Below are 15,230 nucleotides of genomic sequence, written 5' to 3'. Positions count from 1 at the left end.
AAAATGACAACGTTGTCATTTTCAGAAGCGTTTTAGCGCTGACTCTGGCAAGCAATCAGTTGGAGGCGCTAAATCGATCGGCGCTGAAATGCTAACGTTGTCATCGCTACTGTCAACCGGTCCGACCCGGTGACGGACCGGTGGGTGGGATGGCGGACAATGCGGCGTGCCTCGCGTCCCTGCCATGCCCGCTGTTCCACCCCCCAAACCCGCTACCCTTCACGACGTCGCACGCGCAGCCGGCGTTTCGCTGATCACCGCTTCTCGCGCGCTCGGCAAGCCGGCGATGGTGTCGGACAAGACGATCGCGCGGGTACGGCAGGCGGTCGAGACCACCGGCTACTTTCCCAACCTGCTGGCGGGCGGCCTCAAATCGCGGCGCAGCATGACCGTTGCGGCGCTCGTCCCGGCGATCTCGGTCCAGCAGTTCCTTCCGACGGTCGAGGCACTGACCGAATCGCTGCATGCGGCCGGCTACCAGTTGATCCTGGGCCAGAGCGGCTATGACCATGCGCGCGAAGAGGCACTCTTCAACACCATGATGAGCCGCCAGCCCGACGGCATCGTGGTCACCGGATTGGTCCATTCCGCTGCGCTGCGCGAGCGGCTGGGGCGGCTGGGCATCCCGGTGGTCGAAACCTGGGACCTGAGCGATCGGCCGGTCGACATGATGGTGGGTTTCTCGCACTTGCTGGTGGGCGGCGCGATCGCGGGCTACTTCCTGGCACGCGGCTGGCGGCGGATCGGCATCGCCACAGGCGACGATGCGCGCGCGGCCACACGGCGCGAGGGTTTGCTGGCAACGCTGGGCCGCACGGTGCCGACGGCTTACGTACCGGCGCCCAGCAGTCTGGCATTGGGACGGCGGGCTTTGGCCGACCTGCTGACACAGGACCCGGAGATCGAGGCGGTGTATTGCAGTTCCGACCAGCTCGCGCAGGGCGTGGTGACCGAAGCCCTGGCCCGCGGACTGCGGATACCGCAAGACCTGGCGGTCTGCGGCTTCGGCGATGCGGACTTCGCGGCGCATATGGAGCCGTCGCTGACCACCGTGCAGGTCGACGGCGCCGCCATCGGCCGCACCGCGGCGGCATTGGTCGTGGCACGCTGCCGCGGCGAGACCGTGGCGGCGCCGGTGGTGAACATGGGGTTCCGGATCGTCGAGCGGCGCTCCACGGCCGACTGAACCCCAGCGACCGGCTTACGGCGCCGAGTCGACCAACACCAGCTCGGCGTCCGACCGCGCAGTGACGCGGAAGCTGTCCACGTCGCGGATCGCGGCGCCGTCGCGGGCGGCCAGCGGCACGCCGTCGATCTCGACCTCGCCGCTGGCGGTCACCAGGTAGCCGCGGCGGTCGCGGCCCAGCCGGTACTCGGCCGATTCGCCGGCCTTCAGCGTGGCGCCCAGCACCCGGGCATCGGTGCGGATCGGCAGCGCGTCGTCGTCGCCGGGCAGGCCGCTGGCCAGCGCCACGAACTGGCCCGAACGGTCGCCCTTCGGGAAGGGCTTGGCACCCCACGAAGGCGCCTGGCCGCGGCCGTCCGGGATGATCCAGATCTGGAAGATCTTGGTGGTCACCGACTCGTGGTTGTATTCCGAATGGCGGATGCCGCTGCCGGCGCTCATCACCTGAACGTCGCCCGCCTCGGTGCGGCCCTTGTTGCCCAGGTTGTCCTGGTGGGTGATCGCGCCTTCCCGGACGTAGGTGATGATTTCCATGTCGGCATGGGCATGGGGCGGAAAGCCGGTGCCCGGTGCGATGGTGTCGTCGTTCCACACCCGCAGCGCGCCCCATCCCATGCGGGCTGCGTCGTGGTAGCCGGCGAAGGAGAAGTGGTGCTTGGCATCGAGCCAGCCGTGGTCGGCACCACCGAGTTCGGCGAAGGGACGGCGTTCGATCATGGTGTTTCTCCTGCATTGCATGTTGCGATGGATCAACTGTAGGATCCGGCGATCGTTTAGAGAATAGAAAAGATGGAAAACCATCGATTCCACGAACACCATGCTGCTCTCCGAGCTCGCAGCTTCGCCAGGGCTTGCAAAATACACATTCGTCCGCGATATTCGCAATTCACGAATAGCGAATGAATGGTGCCGATGGACCTCAAACCGCAAGATTTGCTGGTGGTGCTGAAGGTGGCCGCCCACCCGCCCCAGCGCTGGACCTATGCCCTGCTGGGCCAGGCGCTGGGCCTGAGCGCCTCCGAGGCGCATGCCAGCGTGAAGCGCGCCGTGGCATCGGGCTTGGCCGTCGCGCCGTCGCGTATCGAATGGTCGCCGGTACGGCCGAATCTGCTGGAGTTCCTGCTGCACGGCGTGCGCTACGTCTGGCCTGCGGCGGTCGGTCCGGTCAAACGAGGCGTTCCGACAGCATTCGGTGCCGAACCGCTGGCCCGCCATTTGACGGCCGCACCGGGAGAAGCCCCCGTGTGGGCGCATCCCCATGGCAAGGCCAGGGGACCGGCGATTCCGCCGCTCTATCGGACTGCGCCGCAGGCTGCTCTGGCCGATCCGTCGCTGCATCGCCTGTTGGCCTTGCTCGATGCCTTGCGCACCGGCCGGGCGCGCGAGCGCAACCTGGCCGCCGAACTGCTGGAAGCCGAGCTGATGCGCTCGCACGAGTAGGCGCCCGATGCGGATCGATGACCCGAATCTGCCGCAACTGCGCTTGATCGGCGAGGCGCTCGGCGATTTGCGCGAACACATGGTGTTCGTCGGCGGCGCCGTCGCCGGCATGCTGGTGACCGACCCGCTGGCCGATGCGGTACGTGCCACCCGCGACGTGGATGCGGTCGTGAACGCCGACCGGGCCATGTTCCATCGCATGGAACAAACAGTCGCGCAGCGCGGTTTTGCCCGCGACGTGACCAGCGACGTGATCTGCCGCTGGGTGCACAAGGATTCGGGCATGCAGTTCGATCTGATGCCCGTACAGCCGGAGGTGCTGGGATTCTCCAACCGCTGGTACCCGTATGCGGTCGCCACCGCCGAGCCTGCGGACGTGGGGGCGGGCATCACCCTTCGCCTGGTCAGTGCGGTGGCCTTCGTGGCCACCAAGCTGGAGGCGTTCGCAGGCCGTGGCGGTGGCGATTACCTGGGCAGCCACGACATCGAAGACATCCTCAACATCGTTGATGGGCGCGAGGAATTGGCAGACGAACTGGCAGCGGCCCCTGTAGACGTTCGGCAATCCGTAGGGGATGCATTCGATCGGCTGCTGACGGACCGGAACTTTGCGAACGTTCTGCCGGGCATGCTGGCCGAGCCGGGCCGGGCGGAACAGGTTCTGCAACGTCTCTCCGCGATGTGCCATCGATGAGTGCCGATCGCCATCCCGTCGCGCGCGACACCGGGCAGTCCATGGCCGGAGCACGCCATACCGTCCCGACGCCCGATCCCACCGCCTCCCCATGAGCAAGCTGCCCGACCTGGAAGCCTGGGCGATCTTCGCCAAGGTGGCGGAGACGGGCTCGTTCGCCAGGGCCTCGGCCGACCTGGCGGTGTCGCAGCCGACGGTGTCGAAGGCGATCACCCGGCTGGAAACGCGGCTGCGCACCACGCTGTTCCACCGCACCTCGCGCAAGATGTCGCTCACCGCCAGCGGCCAGGCCTCGCTGGAGCGGGCCGCCCGCATCCTGAGCGAGGGCGAGGCGGTCGAGGCCGAGGTGACGGAGCAATCGAAGAGCCTGCGCGGCACCATCCGCATCGCCGCGCCGATGTCCTTCGGCGTGGCGCACCTGGGGCCGGCGCTGCCGCTCTTCATGGAGCGCCACCCCGAGGTGACGCTCGACCTGCAGTTCAGCGACGCGCTGACCGACGTGGTGGCGCAGGGCTTCGACTTGGCGCTGCGCATCTCCGACCTGCCCGATTCGAGCCTGCTGGCGCGCCGGCTGTGCACCGTGCGCATCCTGCTGGTGGGTGCGCCGGCCTACTTCGCGCAGCACGGCCATCCGGCCCATCCGCGCGACCTGGCGCAGCACCGGGCGCTGCGCTACACCCATGCCCGCGTCGGCGAGGCCTGGCGTTTCCACCATGCGCGGCATGGCGATTTCGCGCAGGTGGTGCCGGCCGCCCTGCAGGTCAACAACGCCGAGGCGCTGGTGCCCGCGCTGCGCGCCGGCCTGGGCCTGGCGATGCAGCCCGAGTTCCTGGCCTGGGACGACCTGCGCGCCGGCCGCATCGAGGCCACGCTGCAGGACTGGGCGCCGCCCGCGATCGCGCTGCACATCGTCACCCCGCCCGGCCGGGCCAAGCCGGCGCGGGTGCAGGCACTGATCGCGTTCCTGGCACAGCATTTCGTGCAGGCGCCGTGGGCGGTCGACCCGTCGCACGACTGATGCCGCCGCCCGTTTCCGTTCCGCTGGGCGTAAGCGTCGTGCCGCCGGCTTGATTGATCGGCGCGGCAGGCCGCCGTACGCTCGCCGGCATGCAAGCCACACCCTCCTGGAACCTCCGCGCCCAGGGCCGCGCCACGCGGCTCGCCCGGGCCGCCGAAGCGCTCGGCCCCCGCCTGCGCGGCAAGGTGGTCGTCGATGCCACCGCCGTCGGCACCCTGCTGGAGGCGGTGATCGAGCCGCACGACCGGGTCTGCCTGGAAGGCAACAACCAGAAGCAGGCCGACTTCCTGGCCGATGCGCTGGTGGCGGTCGATCCGCAGCGGGTGCACCACCTGCACATGGTCCAGTCGGTGCTGGCGCTGCCGCAGCACCTGGACGTCTTCGAGAACGGCGTGGCCAGCCGGCTCGACTTCAGCTTCTCCGGCCCGCAGGGCGCGCGGCTGGCGCAACTGGCCTCGGCCGGGCGGATCGAGATTGGCGCGATCCACACCTACCTGGAGCTGTTCGCCCGCTACTTCGTCGACCTGACGCCCAATGTGGCGCTGGTCGCCGCGCAGGCCGCCGACGCGCAGGGCAACCTCTACACCGGCCCCAACACCGAGGACACGCCCGCCATCGTCGAGGCCACCGCGTTCTCGGGCGGCATCGTGATCGCGCAGGTCAACGAGCTGGTGGACGGCACCACCACGAAACTGCCGCGGATCGACATCCCGGCCGACTGGGTTAGCTTCGTGGTGCCTGCGCCGCGGCCGCATTTCATCGAGCCGCTCTTCACCCGCGACCCTGCGCAGATCAGCGAAATCCAGGTGCTGATGGCCATGGTGGCGATCAAGGGCATCTACGCCGAGTACGGGGTGCAGCGGCTCAACCACGGCATCGGCTTCGACACCGCGGCCATCGAGCTGCTGCTGCCCACGTATGCCGAATCGCTGGGGCTCAAGGGCAGGATCTGCCAGCACTGGGCGCTGAACCCTCACCCGGCGATGATCCCGGCGATCGAGGCGGGCTGGGTCAAGAGCATCCACTCCTTCGGCTCCGAGCTGGGCATGGAGGACTACATCCGCGCCCGCGGCGACGTGTTCTTCACCGGCCCCGACGGCAGCCTGCGCAGCAACCGCGCCTTCAGCCAGGCCGCCGGCCACTACGCCTGCGACCTGTTCATCGGCTCCACCCTGCAGATGGACCTCGACGGCAACAGCTCGACCGCCACCCTGGGCCGCATCGCCGGCTTCGGCGGTGCGCCCAACATGGGCGCCGACGCGCGCGGCCGGCGGCATGCCAGCCCCGCCTGGCTCAAGGCCGGCCAGCAGGCGCGTGCCGGCCGCACCGGCGCCGCCGGCACGCCGCGCGGCCAGAAGCTGGTGGTGCAGATGGTGGAGACCTTCCGCGAACACATGCAGCCCGCCTTCGTCGAGACGCTCGACGCCTGGACGCTGCAGCAGCAGACCGGCATGGCCCTGCCGCCGATCATGGTCTACGGCGACGACGTGACCCATGTGCTGACCGAGGAGGGCATCGCCAACCTGCTGCTTTGCCGCACCGACGAGGAGCGCGCGCAGGCGATCCGCGGCGTGGCCGGCTACACGCCGGTGGGCCTGGCGCGCGAAAAGCGCATGGTGGAGAACCTGCGCGACCGCGGCATCGTCCAGCGGCCGCAGGACCTGGGCATCGACCCGCGCGACGCCACCCGCAACCTGCTGGCCGCGCGCAGCATGCGCGACCTGGTGCGTGCATCGGGCGGCCTGTACCAACCGCCCAAGCGCTTCCGGAATTGGTGAAGGGGAGCCATGCCATGAGTGATCCAAGAGATACCGCCCCGGGGCTCGAAACCCTGGACTATTCGTTTCCCGGCTCCCGGTCGGCCGGCGCCTTCGCGCCGGTGCTGGTGGGCGTGGTGGGCTCGGGCAACCTCGAGGTGCTGCTGGAGCCCGCGGCCGGCAGCGACTGCCGGGTGCGCATCGAGACATCGGCCCGCGGCTTCGGCGCGATCTGGCAGGCGGTGGCGCAGGATTTTCACCAGCGCCACGGGCTGGGCGGGGTGCAGGTGTCGGTGCACGACATGGGCGCCACGCCGGCGGTGGTGAGCCTGCGGCTCGACCAGGCCGTCTCGGAACTGCAGGGAGCCCGCGCATGAGCGCCACGCCGAACCGCTTCAGACAAGCGCGCACCGCGGTGCGCAGCACGGAGGCCGCCCCATGAGCACGGTCGTCAGCTATGCCGAATGCACCGCGCGCGAGCGCATCGCCCTGCTGCTGGACGCCGGCAGTTTCCACGAATGGCTGCCGCCGGCCGAGCGGCTGACCAGCCCGCACCTGGCCCAGCTGGGCGTGCCGGCCGCCTTCGACGACGGCGTGGCCATCGGCCGCGCCACGCTGGGCGGCCAGGCCGTCTTCGTCGCCGCGCAGGAGGGCGCCTTCATGGGCGGCGGCGTGGGCGAGGTGCATGGCGCCAAGCTGGTCGGCCTGCTGCGGCGCGCGCTGCGCGACCGGCCCGCCGCCGTGCTGCTGCTGGCCGAATCCGGCGGCGTGCGATTGCACGAGGCCAATGCCGGGCTGATCGCGGTATCGGAAGTGATGCGCGCGGTGCTCGACGTGCGGGCCGCCGGCATTCCGGTGGTCGTGCTGATCGGCGGGGCCAACGGCTGTTTCGGCGGCATGGGCATCGTGGCACGCTGCGCCGACCGCATCGTGATGAGCGACGTGGGGCGGCTCGCGATGTCGGGCCCCGAGGTGATCGAGGCCTCCCACGGGGTGGACGAGTTCGATTCGCGCGACCGCGCCCTGGTCTGGCGCACCACCGGCGGCAAGCACCGCTGGCTGACCGGCGACTGCGACCGGCTGGTGGAAGACGAGGTGGCCGCGTTCCGCGCCGCGGCCCTCGCATTGCTGGAAGGCGGCGGCGCATCGCGCCCGGTGACGCTGGACGCGCTGGAGGCAGAGCACGCCCTGCTGGCCGCCCGCCTGCGCGACGTGCCCGAGGCCGACTGGGCCGGCGACGGCGGCGAGGCCGAGCGCCTCTGGCGCACGCTGGGCGTGCCCGACGCGGCCCGGGTCCCGGCCCTCGACGTGGCCGCGCTCCAGGCCGCGTTTCCTGCGCCACGCACGGCATAGACACAAGGACGACGACATGGACTGGAACATCCTGGCCACCACGCTCTTCGGCCCGTCGCACGGCATCGTGGCCGACGGCGATTTCCTGCACGGCACCGCCATCTTCGACGGCGCGCCGCTGGCCGTGGTCGGCACCACCGGCCACGCCCCCATCGGCGTGGCGCTGGCACTGGCGCAGGCCCGCGTGGTGCTCGACACCGTGGCGGCGCACCCCGGCAGGCCGATCCTGCTGCTGGTCGATACGCAGGGCCAGCAGCTGCGCCGCCGCGACGAGCTGCTGGGCATCAACCGCGCGATGGCGCACCTGGGCAGCGCGATCGACTTCGCGCGGCGCCAGGGCCACCGGGTGCTGGGGCTGGTGTACGACCAGGCGCTGTCGGGCGGCTTCCTCACCTCGGGCCTGATCGCCGACGCCTGCGACGCCCTGCCCGAGGCCGAGATCCGGGTGATGCGCCTGCCGGCGATGGCACGCGTCACCAAGCTGCCCGAGGCGATGCTGGCGCAGCTCTCGCGATCCAACCCGGTCTTCGCGCCCGGCGTACGGAACTACGTGGCGATGGGCGGCGTGCGCCGCCTGTGGGAGCACGACCTGCCCGCCTGCCTGCGCGAGACGCTGGCCAGCGCCACGGCCGAAGACCGGCGCGCCGCCGACGGTGCTGCCCGCGGCGGCCGTGCGCTGGCCGGGCCGGTGATCCAGCGGGTGCTGGAGAGCGTCTGAGCGGGGCACGCCGATGACGTCGCCGTCGCCGTCCCTGCCCTCGCATGCGCCTGGCGCCGAGCCCGGACCGGCCCTCCAGCGCCACAGTTTGGTGACGCCGGCAGAGGCCGGCTGGGCGCAGGTACTGGCCCGCCCCTGGGACGACGAGGCCGCCGCCTGCCTGGCGCACTGGGCCGCCCACCGGCTGCCGCTGGTGGTCGCGCGCCAGCCCCCTGCGCCGGCGGAACCGGCGGCGTGCGACGAGACGGTGACGCTCGGACTGCCGGCCCCGCTGCGGTGGTCGCGCCGCCGCATCGCGCTGCAGCTGCCGCGCGGCCTGCTGCAGGCCGGCGCCGCCGCATTCCCGGCGATGGCCGCCGTCGCGCCGCTGCTGGCACCGCCGGCCGCACCGGCCTGGTACGCGCTGCAGCAAAACCTGGCGCGGCTCGGCTGCACCGCCCGGGTGTACGGCAGCCACGGCTGGCAGATCCTCACCGGCCTGCCCTATTTGCACGCCACCTCCGACCTGGACCTGCTGCTGCCGGTGGCCGATGCGCAGGCCGCAGACGCAGTGGTGCGCTGCCTGGCGCAGGCCGAAGGCGCCGCGCCGCGGCTCGACGGCGAACTGGTCTTCTCCGACGGCGCCGCCGTCGCCTGGCGCGAGTGGCGGGCCTGGCGCGCCGGTGCGGCGAGCGGGGTGCTGGTCAAGCGCCTGCGGAGTGCGCGGCTGGAGCAGGGGAGCGGCTGGATCGGTGGCATGGAGGCTGCCGAAGGGGGTGCTGCAGCGGCCGCGGCGGCAGGGCTTGCGGCATGAGGCCCACGCCTGCCTACGACGGCGCTGCGACGGGGTCGGCCGCCACACCGGGCACCCTCCCCGCCGCCGCGCTGCTGCGCATCGGCCGCGCCGCCACCGTCGCGCTCTACGACGAACTTGCGCTGGCGCCCAAGCCGGGCCTGGTCTCCTTCGCCGACAGCGGCAGCCATGCCGACATGGACGCGCGCACCTTCCTGCGCAGCCTGTTCGCGCTGCGGCACTACTTCGTGCAGATCGCCACGCTGGGCTGGCGGCACGCCCCTTTCGCGGCGCTGGAGGCCTGCGGCATCGCGGCCGAGGCGCGCATGTTGGCGGCCACCGGCGGCGCCAACACCCACCGGGGCGCGGTGTTCACGCTGGGGCTGCTTTGCGCCGCCGCGGGCGCTGCACTGCGCGACGGGCCACCGGCCCTTTCGCCGGCCGTGCTGCGCGGCCGGCTGCAACGGCACTGGGGCACCGCGCTGGCCGCCCGCAGCGGCCGCCCCACCGGCCTGCCCGGCAGCATCGCCGCACGGCGCCACGGGTTGCGCAGCGCCTCGCAGGAAGCAGCGGCCGGCTTCCCGACGCTCTTCGAGCAGGTGGTGCCCGCCCTGGCCGCCGGGATGCGGCGCGGCCTGACGGCCGAGCAGGCGCGGCGCGACGCGCTGTTCCAGGCGATGGCGGTGCTCGACGACACCAACCTCGTCCACCGCGGCGGCATCGCCGGGCTGCGCGATGCGCAGCAGGCGGCACGGGACTACCTGGCGGCCGGCGGCGCGGCCCGGCCCGGCGGCGCGGAGGCGGCATGGTCGCTGCACCGCGCCTTCGTCGCCCGGCGCCTGTCGCCCGGCGGCGCGGCCGACATGCTGGCCGCGGCCTGCTGGGTGGTGCGGGTCTGCGACGGGGCGTGACGGCGGCGGCGTCCCGTACACCCGAGGTCGCGTGCTGCGCGGCGACCTACCGCTCGGCCCTCTGCGGCGCAGTCGGCGCGCCCGCGCAGTGCAGCACGGATGGCTGATCGATGCCGTCGATGCCGTCTATGCCGTCTATGCCGTCTATGCCGTCTATGCCGTCTATGCCGTCTATGCTATTTAAATGATAGCTAATGGCCGGCAATCCACGCCGGCCAGAGCCCTGTTCCATGCCGGATGCTCAACCTGCGGCGGCCGTACCCTTTTGCGGGCGCCCGCGACCAGGCGCGTCCCAGCTGAGTACCTTGCCGAGCGGGCGGCCGCCACGCCGCCGCGACGTCAGCCGACCGCGTAGGCCCGCCGCGCCAGCGCCTCCGCCAGCACCGCGGTGGGATCGACCAGTTGCCAGTGCCGCGCTTCTTCGGCATCCGGCAGCGCCAGCGGAATCTCGGTGCAGCCCATCACGACGGCGCTGCCCGGATGGCGCGCGGCCATCGCACCCGCCACATCGGCGAAGCAGCGGCGGGCCAGGGCCATGTCGCCCGCCTTCACGCCGGCGTAGATACCGTGCATGACGGTGGCGCGCTCCGCGGCGGTCGGCAGGTGGCAGGCCACGCCGGCCCGCGCCAGGGCGGCGTCGTAGAGGCCGGTGGCGTAGGTGCCTTCGGTCGCCAGCAGGATCGCCTGGCGCGTGCCGGCGGCGGCCAGGTGCGCGGCGGTCTCGTCGGCGATGTGCAGCAGGTCGATCGCCGGATAGCCCGCCTGCAGCGGCGCATGCCAGGCGTGCGCGGTGTTGCAGGCGATGGCCACCGCGCGCGCGCCCAGGCCGTGCAGGCGGCCGAGGGCGTCGAGCATCGGATCCAGCGGCTGGTGCGGGCCGGGCGTGGTGTCGGCCAGCGCGCGGCTGCGGTCGGGCACCGGCACCTGCGCCAGCCAGTGCTCGGGAAAGCCCTGGTCGGTCACCGGCCGGCCGGCCGCGGCCATCTGGCGGGCGCAGGCCTGCACGAAGAGCCGCACGAAGTCGGCTCCCGCGGCCGGGCCCATGCCGCCGAGGATGCCGACGGTGTGCGGCGCGCGATGCGCGGGCACGGTGCCGGCCGCCGCGGCGGAGACGGCGCTAGCCGGTGGGGCGACGGGGGCTGCTGCGGCGCCGCTCACATCGCGGGCTTGTCGCTCTGGCCGGTGATGTTGGCGCGCAGCTCGGCGCTCATCGGCACGTTGAGCGGCATGTTCTTCGGCGGGATCGGCTGCAGGAACCACTTGTCGTAGAGCTTCTCGAAGGCGCCGGTCTTCATCATGCCGCCGATCACGCCGTCGACCAGGGTCTTGAAGCCGGCGTCGTCCTTGCGCAGCATGCAGGCATAGGGCTCGACCTGCAGCGCGTCGCCGGTCACCTCGTACTCGTCGGGCGTCTTGGCGTTGGCCTTCAGGCCGTAGAGCAGGATGTCGTCCATGCCGAAGGCCAGCGCCCGGCCGCTCTCGACCAGCAGGAACGAATCCGCATGGTCCTTGCCGAAGGTGAACTGCATGCCCAGCTTCTTCTCGGCGTCGTACTTGCGCAGCACCTGCAGGTTGGTGGTGCCGGTGGTGGTGGAGATCGGCTTGCCGGCCAGGTCGGCGTAGTTCTTCACGCCCGAGCTCTTCTTGGTCAGCAGCCGGGTGCCGGTGTAGAAGTAGTTGATCGCGAAGGCCACTTCCTTGCCGCGCGCGGTGTTGTTGGTGGTGGAGCCGCACTCCAGGTCGACCGTGCCGTTCTGCACCAGCGGGATGCGGTTCTGCGAGGTAACCGGCATCCAGTTGATCTTGATGTCGGGCTTGCCCAGCTGCTTGCGGGCGGCGTCGGCCACCGCGTTGGCGATCTCGACCGAGAAGCCGATCGGCTGGCCGGGCGCCTGCAGGTAGCTGAAGGGCGCGGACGACTCGCGGTAGGCCAGCGTGATCTGGCCCGACTCCGCGATCTTGGACAGGGTGTCGGCCTGGGCCACGCCGGCCGAGGCCAGCAGGGCGAGGGCCAGGGGAGCGAGCAGCGATGCAGGGAGCTTCATGCGAACCTTTCGGTAGGAGGGAACGGGACGGACACGGGACGACGGTACGGGCCGGCAGTGATGCAAGCGCCGGGCCAGTGTAGAAATCCGTTACCGCGCTGGCGCATGCTTTTCGTTCGCGCGGCCATGCCCGGATGTTATGGGCTGGTCGCGGCGCTGTCGATGCCCGCGAAGGGCCGTCGCCGCCCATAACCTGCCGGCATGGGCCGCCATGGCAGGCGCATGCGCCGGGGCGCCGTGCAGGCCTACAGTCGGCAGGCGGCTCGCGGTGCGGCCGCCAGTGCGACGCCCTGCCCGGCCGCGGTCTCCAGCAGGAGTCTTTCCATGCATGTCTGCGTGCTCGGCGCCGGTATCACCGGCCTGGCCACCGCCTACCGCCTGCAATGCGCCGGCCACCGGGTGACGGTGGTCGACCGGGCCGCGCCCGGCCAGGGCGCCAGCGGCGGCAACGGGGCGCAGCTCAGCTATTCCTACGTGCAGCCGCTGGCCGACCCGGGCCTGTGGAGGCAACTGCCCAAGCTGCTGCTGTCGCCCGGCTCCCCCTTAAAGCTGCGGCCGCGGCTCGACCCGCACCAATGGCGCTGGGCGATGGAGTTCCTGGCGGCCTGCAATGCCGCTACGTCCCGCGAAACCACCGCGCAGCTGCTGGCCCTGGCGGCCGAGAGCCGCGCCGGCTTCGAGGCGATGCGGGCCGACCTGCAGCCCGACTGCGACTTCTCCGCCACCGGCAAGCTGGTGCTCTACGGCACGGCGGCCGCACTGGCCGGCGCCGAGCGGCAGGTGGCGCTGCAGGCGGACCTGGGCAGCGGCGCACAGCGCATCGTGACGCCGGCCGAATGCGCGCAGATCGAGCCGGCGCTCGACGCCTACCGCCACCGCATCGCCGGCGCGGTCCACACGCCGAGCGAATGCGCGGCCGACTGCCTGAAGGTGTGCGAGGCATTGGCCCGGGCGCTGGTGGAGCGCGGCGCCGTGCTGCATACCGGCCTGGAGGCCCACGGCGCGGAGGTGTGCCAGGGCCGCGCCGTGGGCCTGCGCACCGCGCAGGGCGTGCTGGAGGCCGACCGCATCGTGGTGGCGCTGGGCACCGCGTCGTGGCGGCTGGCACGCACGCTGGGGGTGCGGGTGCCGGTGTACCCGCTGAAGGGCTACAGCCTGACGCTGGACCTGGCCGCGCAGGGCGGCGGCACCGGTGCCGCCGCCGGCCCGCGGGTCAGCATCACCGACAGCCCGCGCAAGGTGGTCTTCGCCCGCATCGGCGACCGGCTGCGGGTGGCGGGCATGGCCGAGATCGTGGGCCACGGCAGCAGCATTCCGCCAGCGCGCATCGCCATGCTGCGGCAGGCCACGCGCTCGGTGTTTCCGCAGCTGGCCAGCGCGCCCGAGCTGCAGCACTGGACCGGCATGCGCCCCGCCACGCCCACCGGCCGCCCGGTCGTCGGCCGCCTGCCGGGCACGCCCGAAGGCTTGCTGTTCAACACCGGGCACGGCGCACTCGGCTTCACCCTGGCCTTCGGAACCGCGGCACGGATCGAGACGATGGTCTGACGGCCATGCCCGGACCGCCGGCGCGTTCCCGGCCTGCAACACCGTGGAACCGGCGCCGCCCCGGCGAAGGGGTTGGCGCAGACATGCAGTGCGGCGCCTGGGGATGCGCTAGGTGATGTCCTTCAAGGCCTGCTTCATCGCCCGGGTGATCGCCCGCACCACCACCGAATCGGGCGTGTCGGCCTGGCGCAGCACCCGGATCGGCACCGGGATGTGCGGCTCCAGCCGCAGCACGTCGACCCGCTCGCGGTCGGCCGAGCCGGCGGTGCAGCCGTCGACCAGGGCCACGCCCAGGCCGTAGTGCGCCATCGACAGCGCCGCGTGGTAGGTCTGCACCGTCACCACCGCCTGCAGGCCGACGCCCGCTTCGCGGCAGGCCTGGCTCAGGCTGGTGCCGACCGGGTCGCGCGCATCCAGCACCACCGCGGGCAGTTCGGCGATGTCGTCCAGCGCCACCCAGCCGCGCCGCACCAGCCGTGCGGCCAGCATGCCCTTGGGCGCGATGCAGACGATGCGGCTCTCGGCCAGCGCCTCCTGCGTGAGGGCCGGATGCACCACCGGGCTGAAGACGAAGCCCACGTCGGCCTCGCGCAGCAGCAGCGCCGACATGATCTGCGGCGAGTGCAGCGCCTCGACCCGCACCGCGATCGCCGCATGCTGCTGGCGGAAGATGTGCAGCGCGCGCGGCAGCACCTCGTAGCTGAGCGCCAGCACCGTGAGGATGCGCAGCTCGCCCACGTCCTGCGCGGTGCGCAGGTTCTCGGCCAGGCGCTGCACCTCGTCGAGCTGGCCGAAGAGCCGCTCGATGTGCGGGTACAGCGTGAGCGCCTCGTTGGTCGGCACCAGCCGGCCGCGGGTGCGCTGGAACAGCGGAAAGCCCAGCTGCAGCTCGGCATGCTGCAGCGTGCGGCTGACCGCCGGCTGGGTGACGTTGATCAGCCGCGCCGCCGCGCTGACGCTGCCGGTGAGCATGATCGCGTTGAAGACCTCGATGTGGCGCAGCCGCATGGTCGCCGCTCCCGCTCAGGCCGTGCGCCGTGCACCTACGGCCGTGCGCGCAGATGCAGGCAGGCGGTAACAGTGCCGAGATGCTGTATCGGCGCACGCGCCGCGAAACGGGCCGCAGGCCCGCCGGCTCACGCCGCGTCTCCGGCGCGGGCCATGCGCTCGCTCTTCCAGTAGACGTCGTCGCCGCCGTCCATGCGGTTCAGGGTGCGGGCGAGCACGAAGAGCAGGTCGGACAGCCGGTTGAGGTAGCGGCGCGGCGCATCGCGCAGCGGCTCGGCCAGCCCCAGCGCGACCACGGTGCGCTCGGCCCGGCGGGCCACGGTGCGGCACACGTGGGCCTGCGACGCGGCGCGGGAGCCTGCCGGCAGGATGAACTCCTCCAGCCGCGGCAGGGCGGCGTTGAAGGTCTGCAGCGCGGTGTCGAGCCGCAGCAGCGCCGCATCCTTCAGCAGCTCGAAGCCGGGGATCGACAGCTCGCCGCCCAGGTCGAACAGGTGGTGCTGCACCTCGACCAGCAGGCCGCGCACCTCGCCCGCCATCGGCTCGCAGAGCAGCAGGCCGACATGCGAATTGAGCTCGTCCACGTCGCCCAGGGCCTGCACCCGCAGGTGGTCCTTGGGCACGCGGCGGTTGTCGCCTAGGCCGGTGGAGCCGTCGTCTCCGGTGCGGGTGGCGATCTGGGTGAGGCGTTGGCCCATGCGTGCGTGTCCTGCTGCGTCTGGAAAAGAGGGGGATTGTGCGGTGCCGCCGGCCTACAACTCGACACGGACCCGGCCGCGC

General features: G+C 71.9%; 17 protein-coding genes. 12 read left to right on the top strand and 5 right to left on the bottom strand.

Annotated elements, in window-relative coordinates:
* Positions 1-184: 184 nt before the first annotated feature.
* Positions 185-1,186: a LacI family DNA-binding transcriptional regulator gene (locus ASE76_RS07150; RefSeq protein ID WP_055836945.1), complete on the top strand. Its 1,002-nt coding sequence runs from the start codon at positions 185-187 to the stop codon at positions 1,184-1,186.
* Positions 1,187-1,201: 15 nt separating this feature from the next.
* On the opposite strand, the gene ASE76_RS07145 is transcribed toward ASE76_RS07150, so the two are convergent.
* A complete protein-coding gene (locus ASE76_RS07145) occupies positions 1,202-1,903 on the bottom strand; it encodes a pirin family protein (protein ID WP_055836942.1) in 702 nt (233 codons plus the stop codon).
* A 195-nt stretch (positions 1,904-2,098) separates the two neighbouring features.
* Between ASE76_RS07145 and ASE76_RS07140 the strand changes: the two genes are divergently transcribed.
* The 10 genes from ASE76_RS07140 (at position 2,099) to ASE76_RS20480 (ending at position 10,033) form a co-directional block, all read left to right on the top strand.
* Positions 2,099-2,626 carry a MarR family transcriptional regulator gene (locus tag ASE76_RS07140; RefSeq protein WP_156362566.1) on the top strand — a complete coding sequence of 176 codons (528 nt, stop codon included), beginning with the start codon at positions 2,099-2,101 and terminating at the stop codon, positions 2,624-2,626.
* Between the two features lie 7 nt (positions 2,627-2,633).
* A complete protein-coding gene (locus ASE76_RS07135; protein ID WP_055836936.1) occupies positions 2,634-3,320 on the top strand; it encodes a hypothetical protein in 687 nt (228 codons plus the stop codon).
* A gap of 91 nt (positions 3,321-3,411) precedes the next feature.
* On the top strand, positions 3,412-4,338 hold the full coding sequence (locus ASE76_RS07130; protein ID WP_055836934.1) for a LysR family transcriptional regulator: 927 nt from the start codon (positions 3,412-3,414) through the stop codon (positions 4,336-4,338).
* Positions 4,339-4,427: 89 nt separating this feature from the next.
* Positions 4,428-6,116 (top strand): malonate decarboxylase subunit alpha, encoded by a 1,689-nt coding sequence (mdcA, locus tag ASE76_RS07125; RefSeq protein ID WP_055837010.1) that lies wholly within the window; start codon positions 4,428-4,430, stop codon positions 6,114-6,116.
* 14 nt (positions 6,117-6,130) lie between these two features.
* Complete coding sequence (gene mdcC, locus ASE76_RS07120) at positions 6,131-6,472, top strand: malonate decarboxylase acyl carrier protein (protein WP_055836931.1); 342 nt, start codon at positions 6,131-6,133, stop codon at positions 6,470-6,472.
* Between the two features lie 61 nt (positions 6,473-6,533).
* On the top strand, positions 6,534-7,448 hold the full coding sequence (locus ASE76_RS07115) for a biotin-independent malonate decarboxylase subunit beta (protein ID WP_055836928.1): 915 nt from the start codon (positions 6,534-6,536) through the stop codon (positions 7,446-7,448).
* A gap of 16 nt (positions 7,449-7,464) precedes the next feature.
* Entirely contained in the window at positions 7,465-8,166 is a 702-nt protein-coding gene (locus tag ASE76_RS07110; protein ID WP_055836925.1) for a biotin-independent malonate decarboxylase subunit gamma, read from the top strand.
* A 13-nt stretch (positions 8,167-8,179) separates the two neighbouring features.
* Positions 8,180-8,959 carry a malonate decarboxylase holo-[acyl-carrier-protein] synthase gene (mdcG, locus tag ASE76_RS07105; RefSeq protein ID WP_082448135.1) on the top strand — a complete coding sequence of 260 codons (780 nt, stop codon included), beginning with the start codon at positions 8,180-8,182 and terminating at the stop codon, positions 8,957-8,959.
* On the top strand, positions 8,956-9,849 hold the full coding sequence (locus ASE76_RS07100) for a triphosphoribosyl-dephospho-CoA synthase (protein ID WP_082448133.1): 894 nt from the start codon (positions 8,956-8,958) through the stop codon (positions 9,847-9,849). Before mdcG ends, ASE76_RS07100 begins: the two co-directional genes overlap by 4 nt.
* A gap of 31 nt (positions 9,850-9,880) precedes the next feature.
* Positions 9,881-10,033: a hypothetical protein gene (locus ASE76_RS20480; RefSeq protein WP_156362564.1), complete on the top strand. Its 153-nt coding sequence runs from the start codon at positions 9,881-9,883 to the stop codon at positions 10,031-10,033.
* A gap of 155 nt (positions 10,034-10,188) precedes the next feature.
* Here ASE76_RS20480 and ASE76_RS20950 read toward each other — a convergent pair whose 3' ends face one another.
* Entirely contained in the window at positions 10,189-10,938 is a 750-nt protein-coding gene (locus tag ASE76_RS20950) for an aspartate/glutamate racemase family protein (RefSeq protein WP_255357268.1), read from the bottom strand.
* 65 nt (positions 10,939-11,003) lie between these two features.
* Positions 11,004-11,894: a transporter substrate-binding domain-containing protein gene (locus ASE76_RS20945; RefSeq protein ID WP_055836919.1), complete on the bottom strand. Its 891-nt coding sequence runs from the start codon at positions 11,892-11,894 to the stop codon at positions 11,004-11,006.
* A 324-nt stretch (positions 11,895-12,218) separates the two neighbouring features.
* On the opposite strand from ASE76_RS20945, the gene ASE76_RS07085 reads away from it, so the two are divergent.
* Entirely contained in the window at positions 12,219-13,442 is a 1,224-nt protein-coding gene (locus ASE76_RS07085) for a D-amino acid dehydrogenase (protein WP_055836916.1), read from the top strand.
* A gap of 108 nt (positions 13,443-13,550) precedes the next feature.
* Here the strand turns inward: ASE76_RS07085 and ASE76_RS07080 are convergent, their stop codons facing one another.
* Together ASE76_RS07080 and ASE76_RS07075 are read right to left on the bottom strand one after the other, a co-directional pair.
* Positions 13,551-14,450, bottom strand: a complete 900-nt coding sequence (locus ASE76_RS07080; protein ID WP_055836912.1) for a LysR family transcriptional regulator — start codon at positions 14,448-14,450, stop codon at positions 13,551-13,553.
* Positions 14,451-14,578: 128 nt separating this feature from the next.
* A complete protein-coding gene (locus ASE76_RS07075) occupies positions 14,579-15,148 on the bottom strand; it encodes a cob(I)yrinic acid a,c-diamide adenosyltransferase (RefSeq protein WP_055836909.1) in 570 nt (189 codons plus the stop codon).
* Between the last annotated feature and the right edge of the window lie 82 nt (positions 15,149-15,230).

The sequence above is a fragment of the Xylophilus sp. Leaf220 genome, from assembly GCF_001421705.1.
Lineage (GTDB): Bacteria > Pseudomonadota > Gammaproteobacteria > Burkholderiales > Burkholderiaceae_C > Xylophilus.
This window is presented reverse-complemented; position numbering and strand designations above follow the sequence as displayed.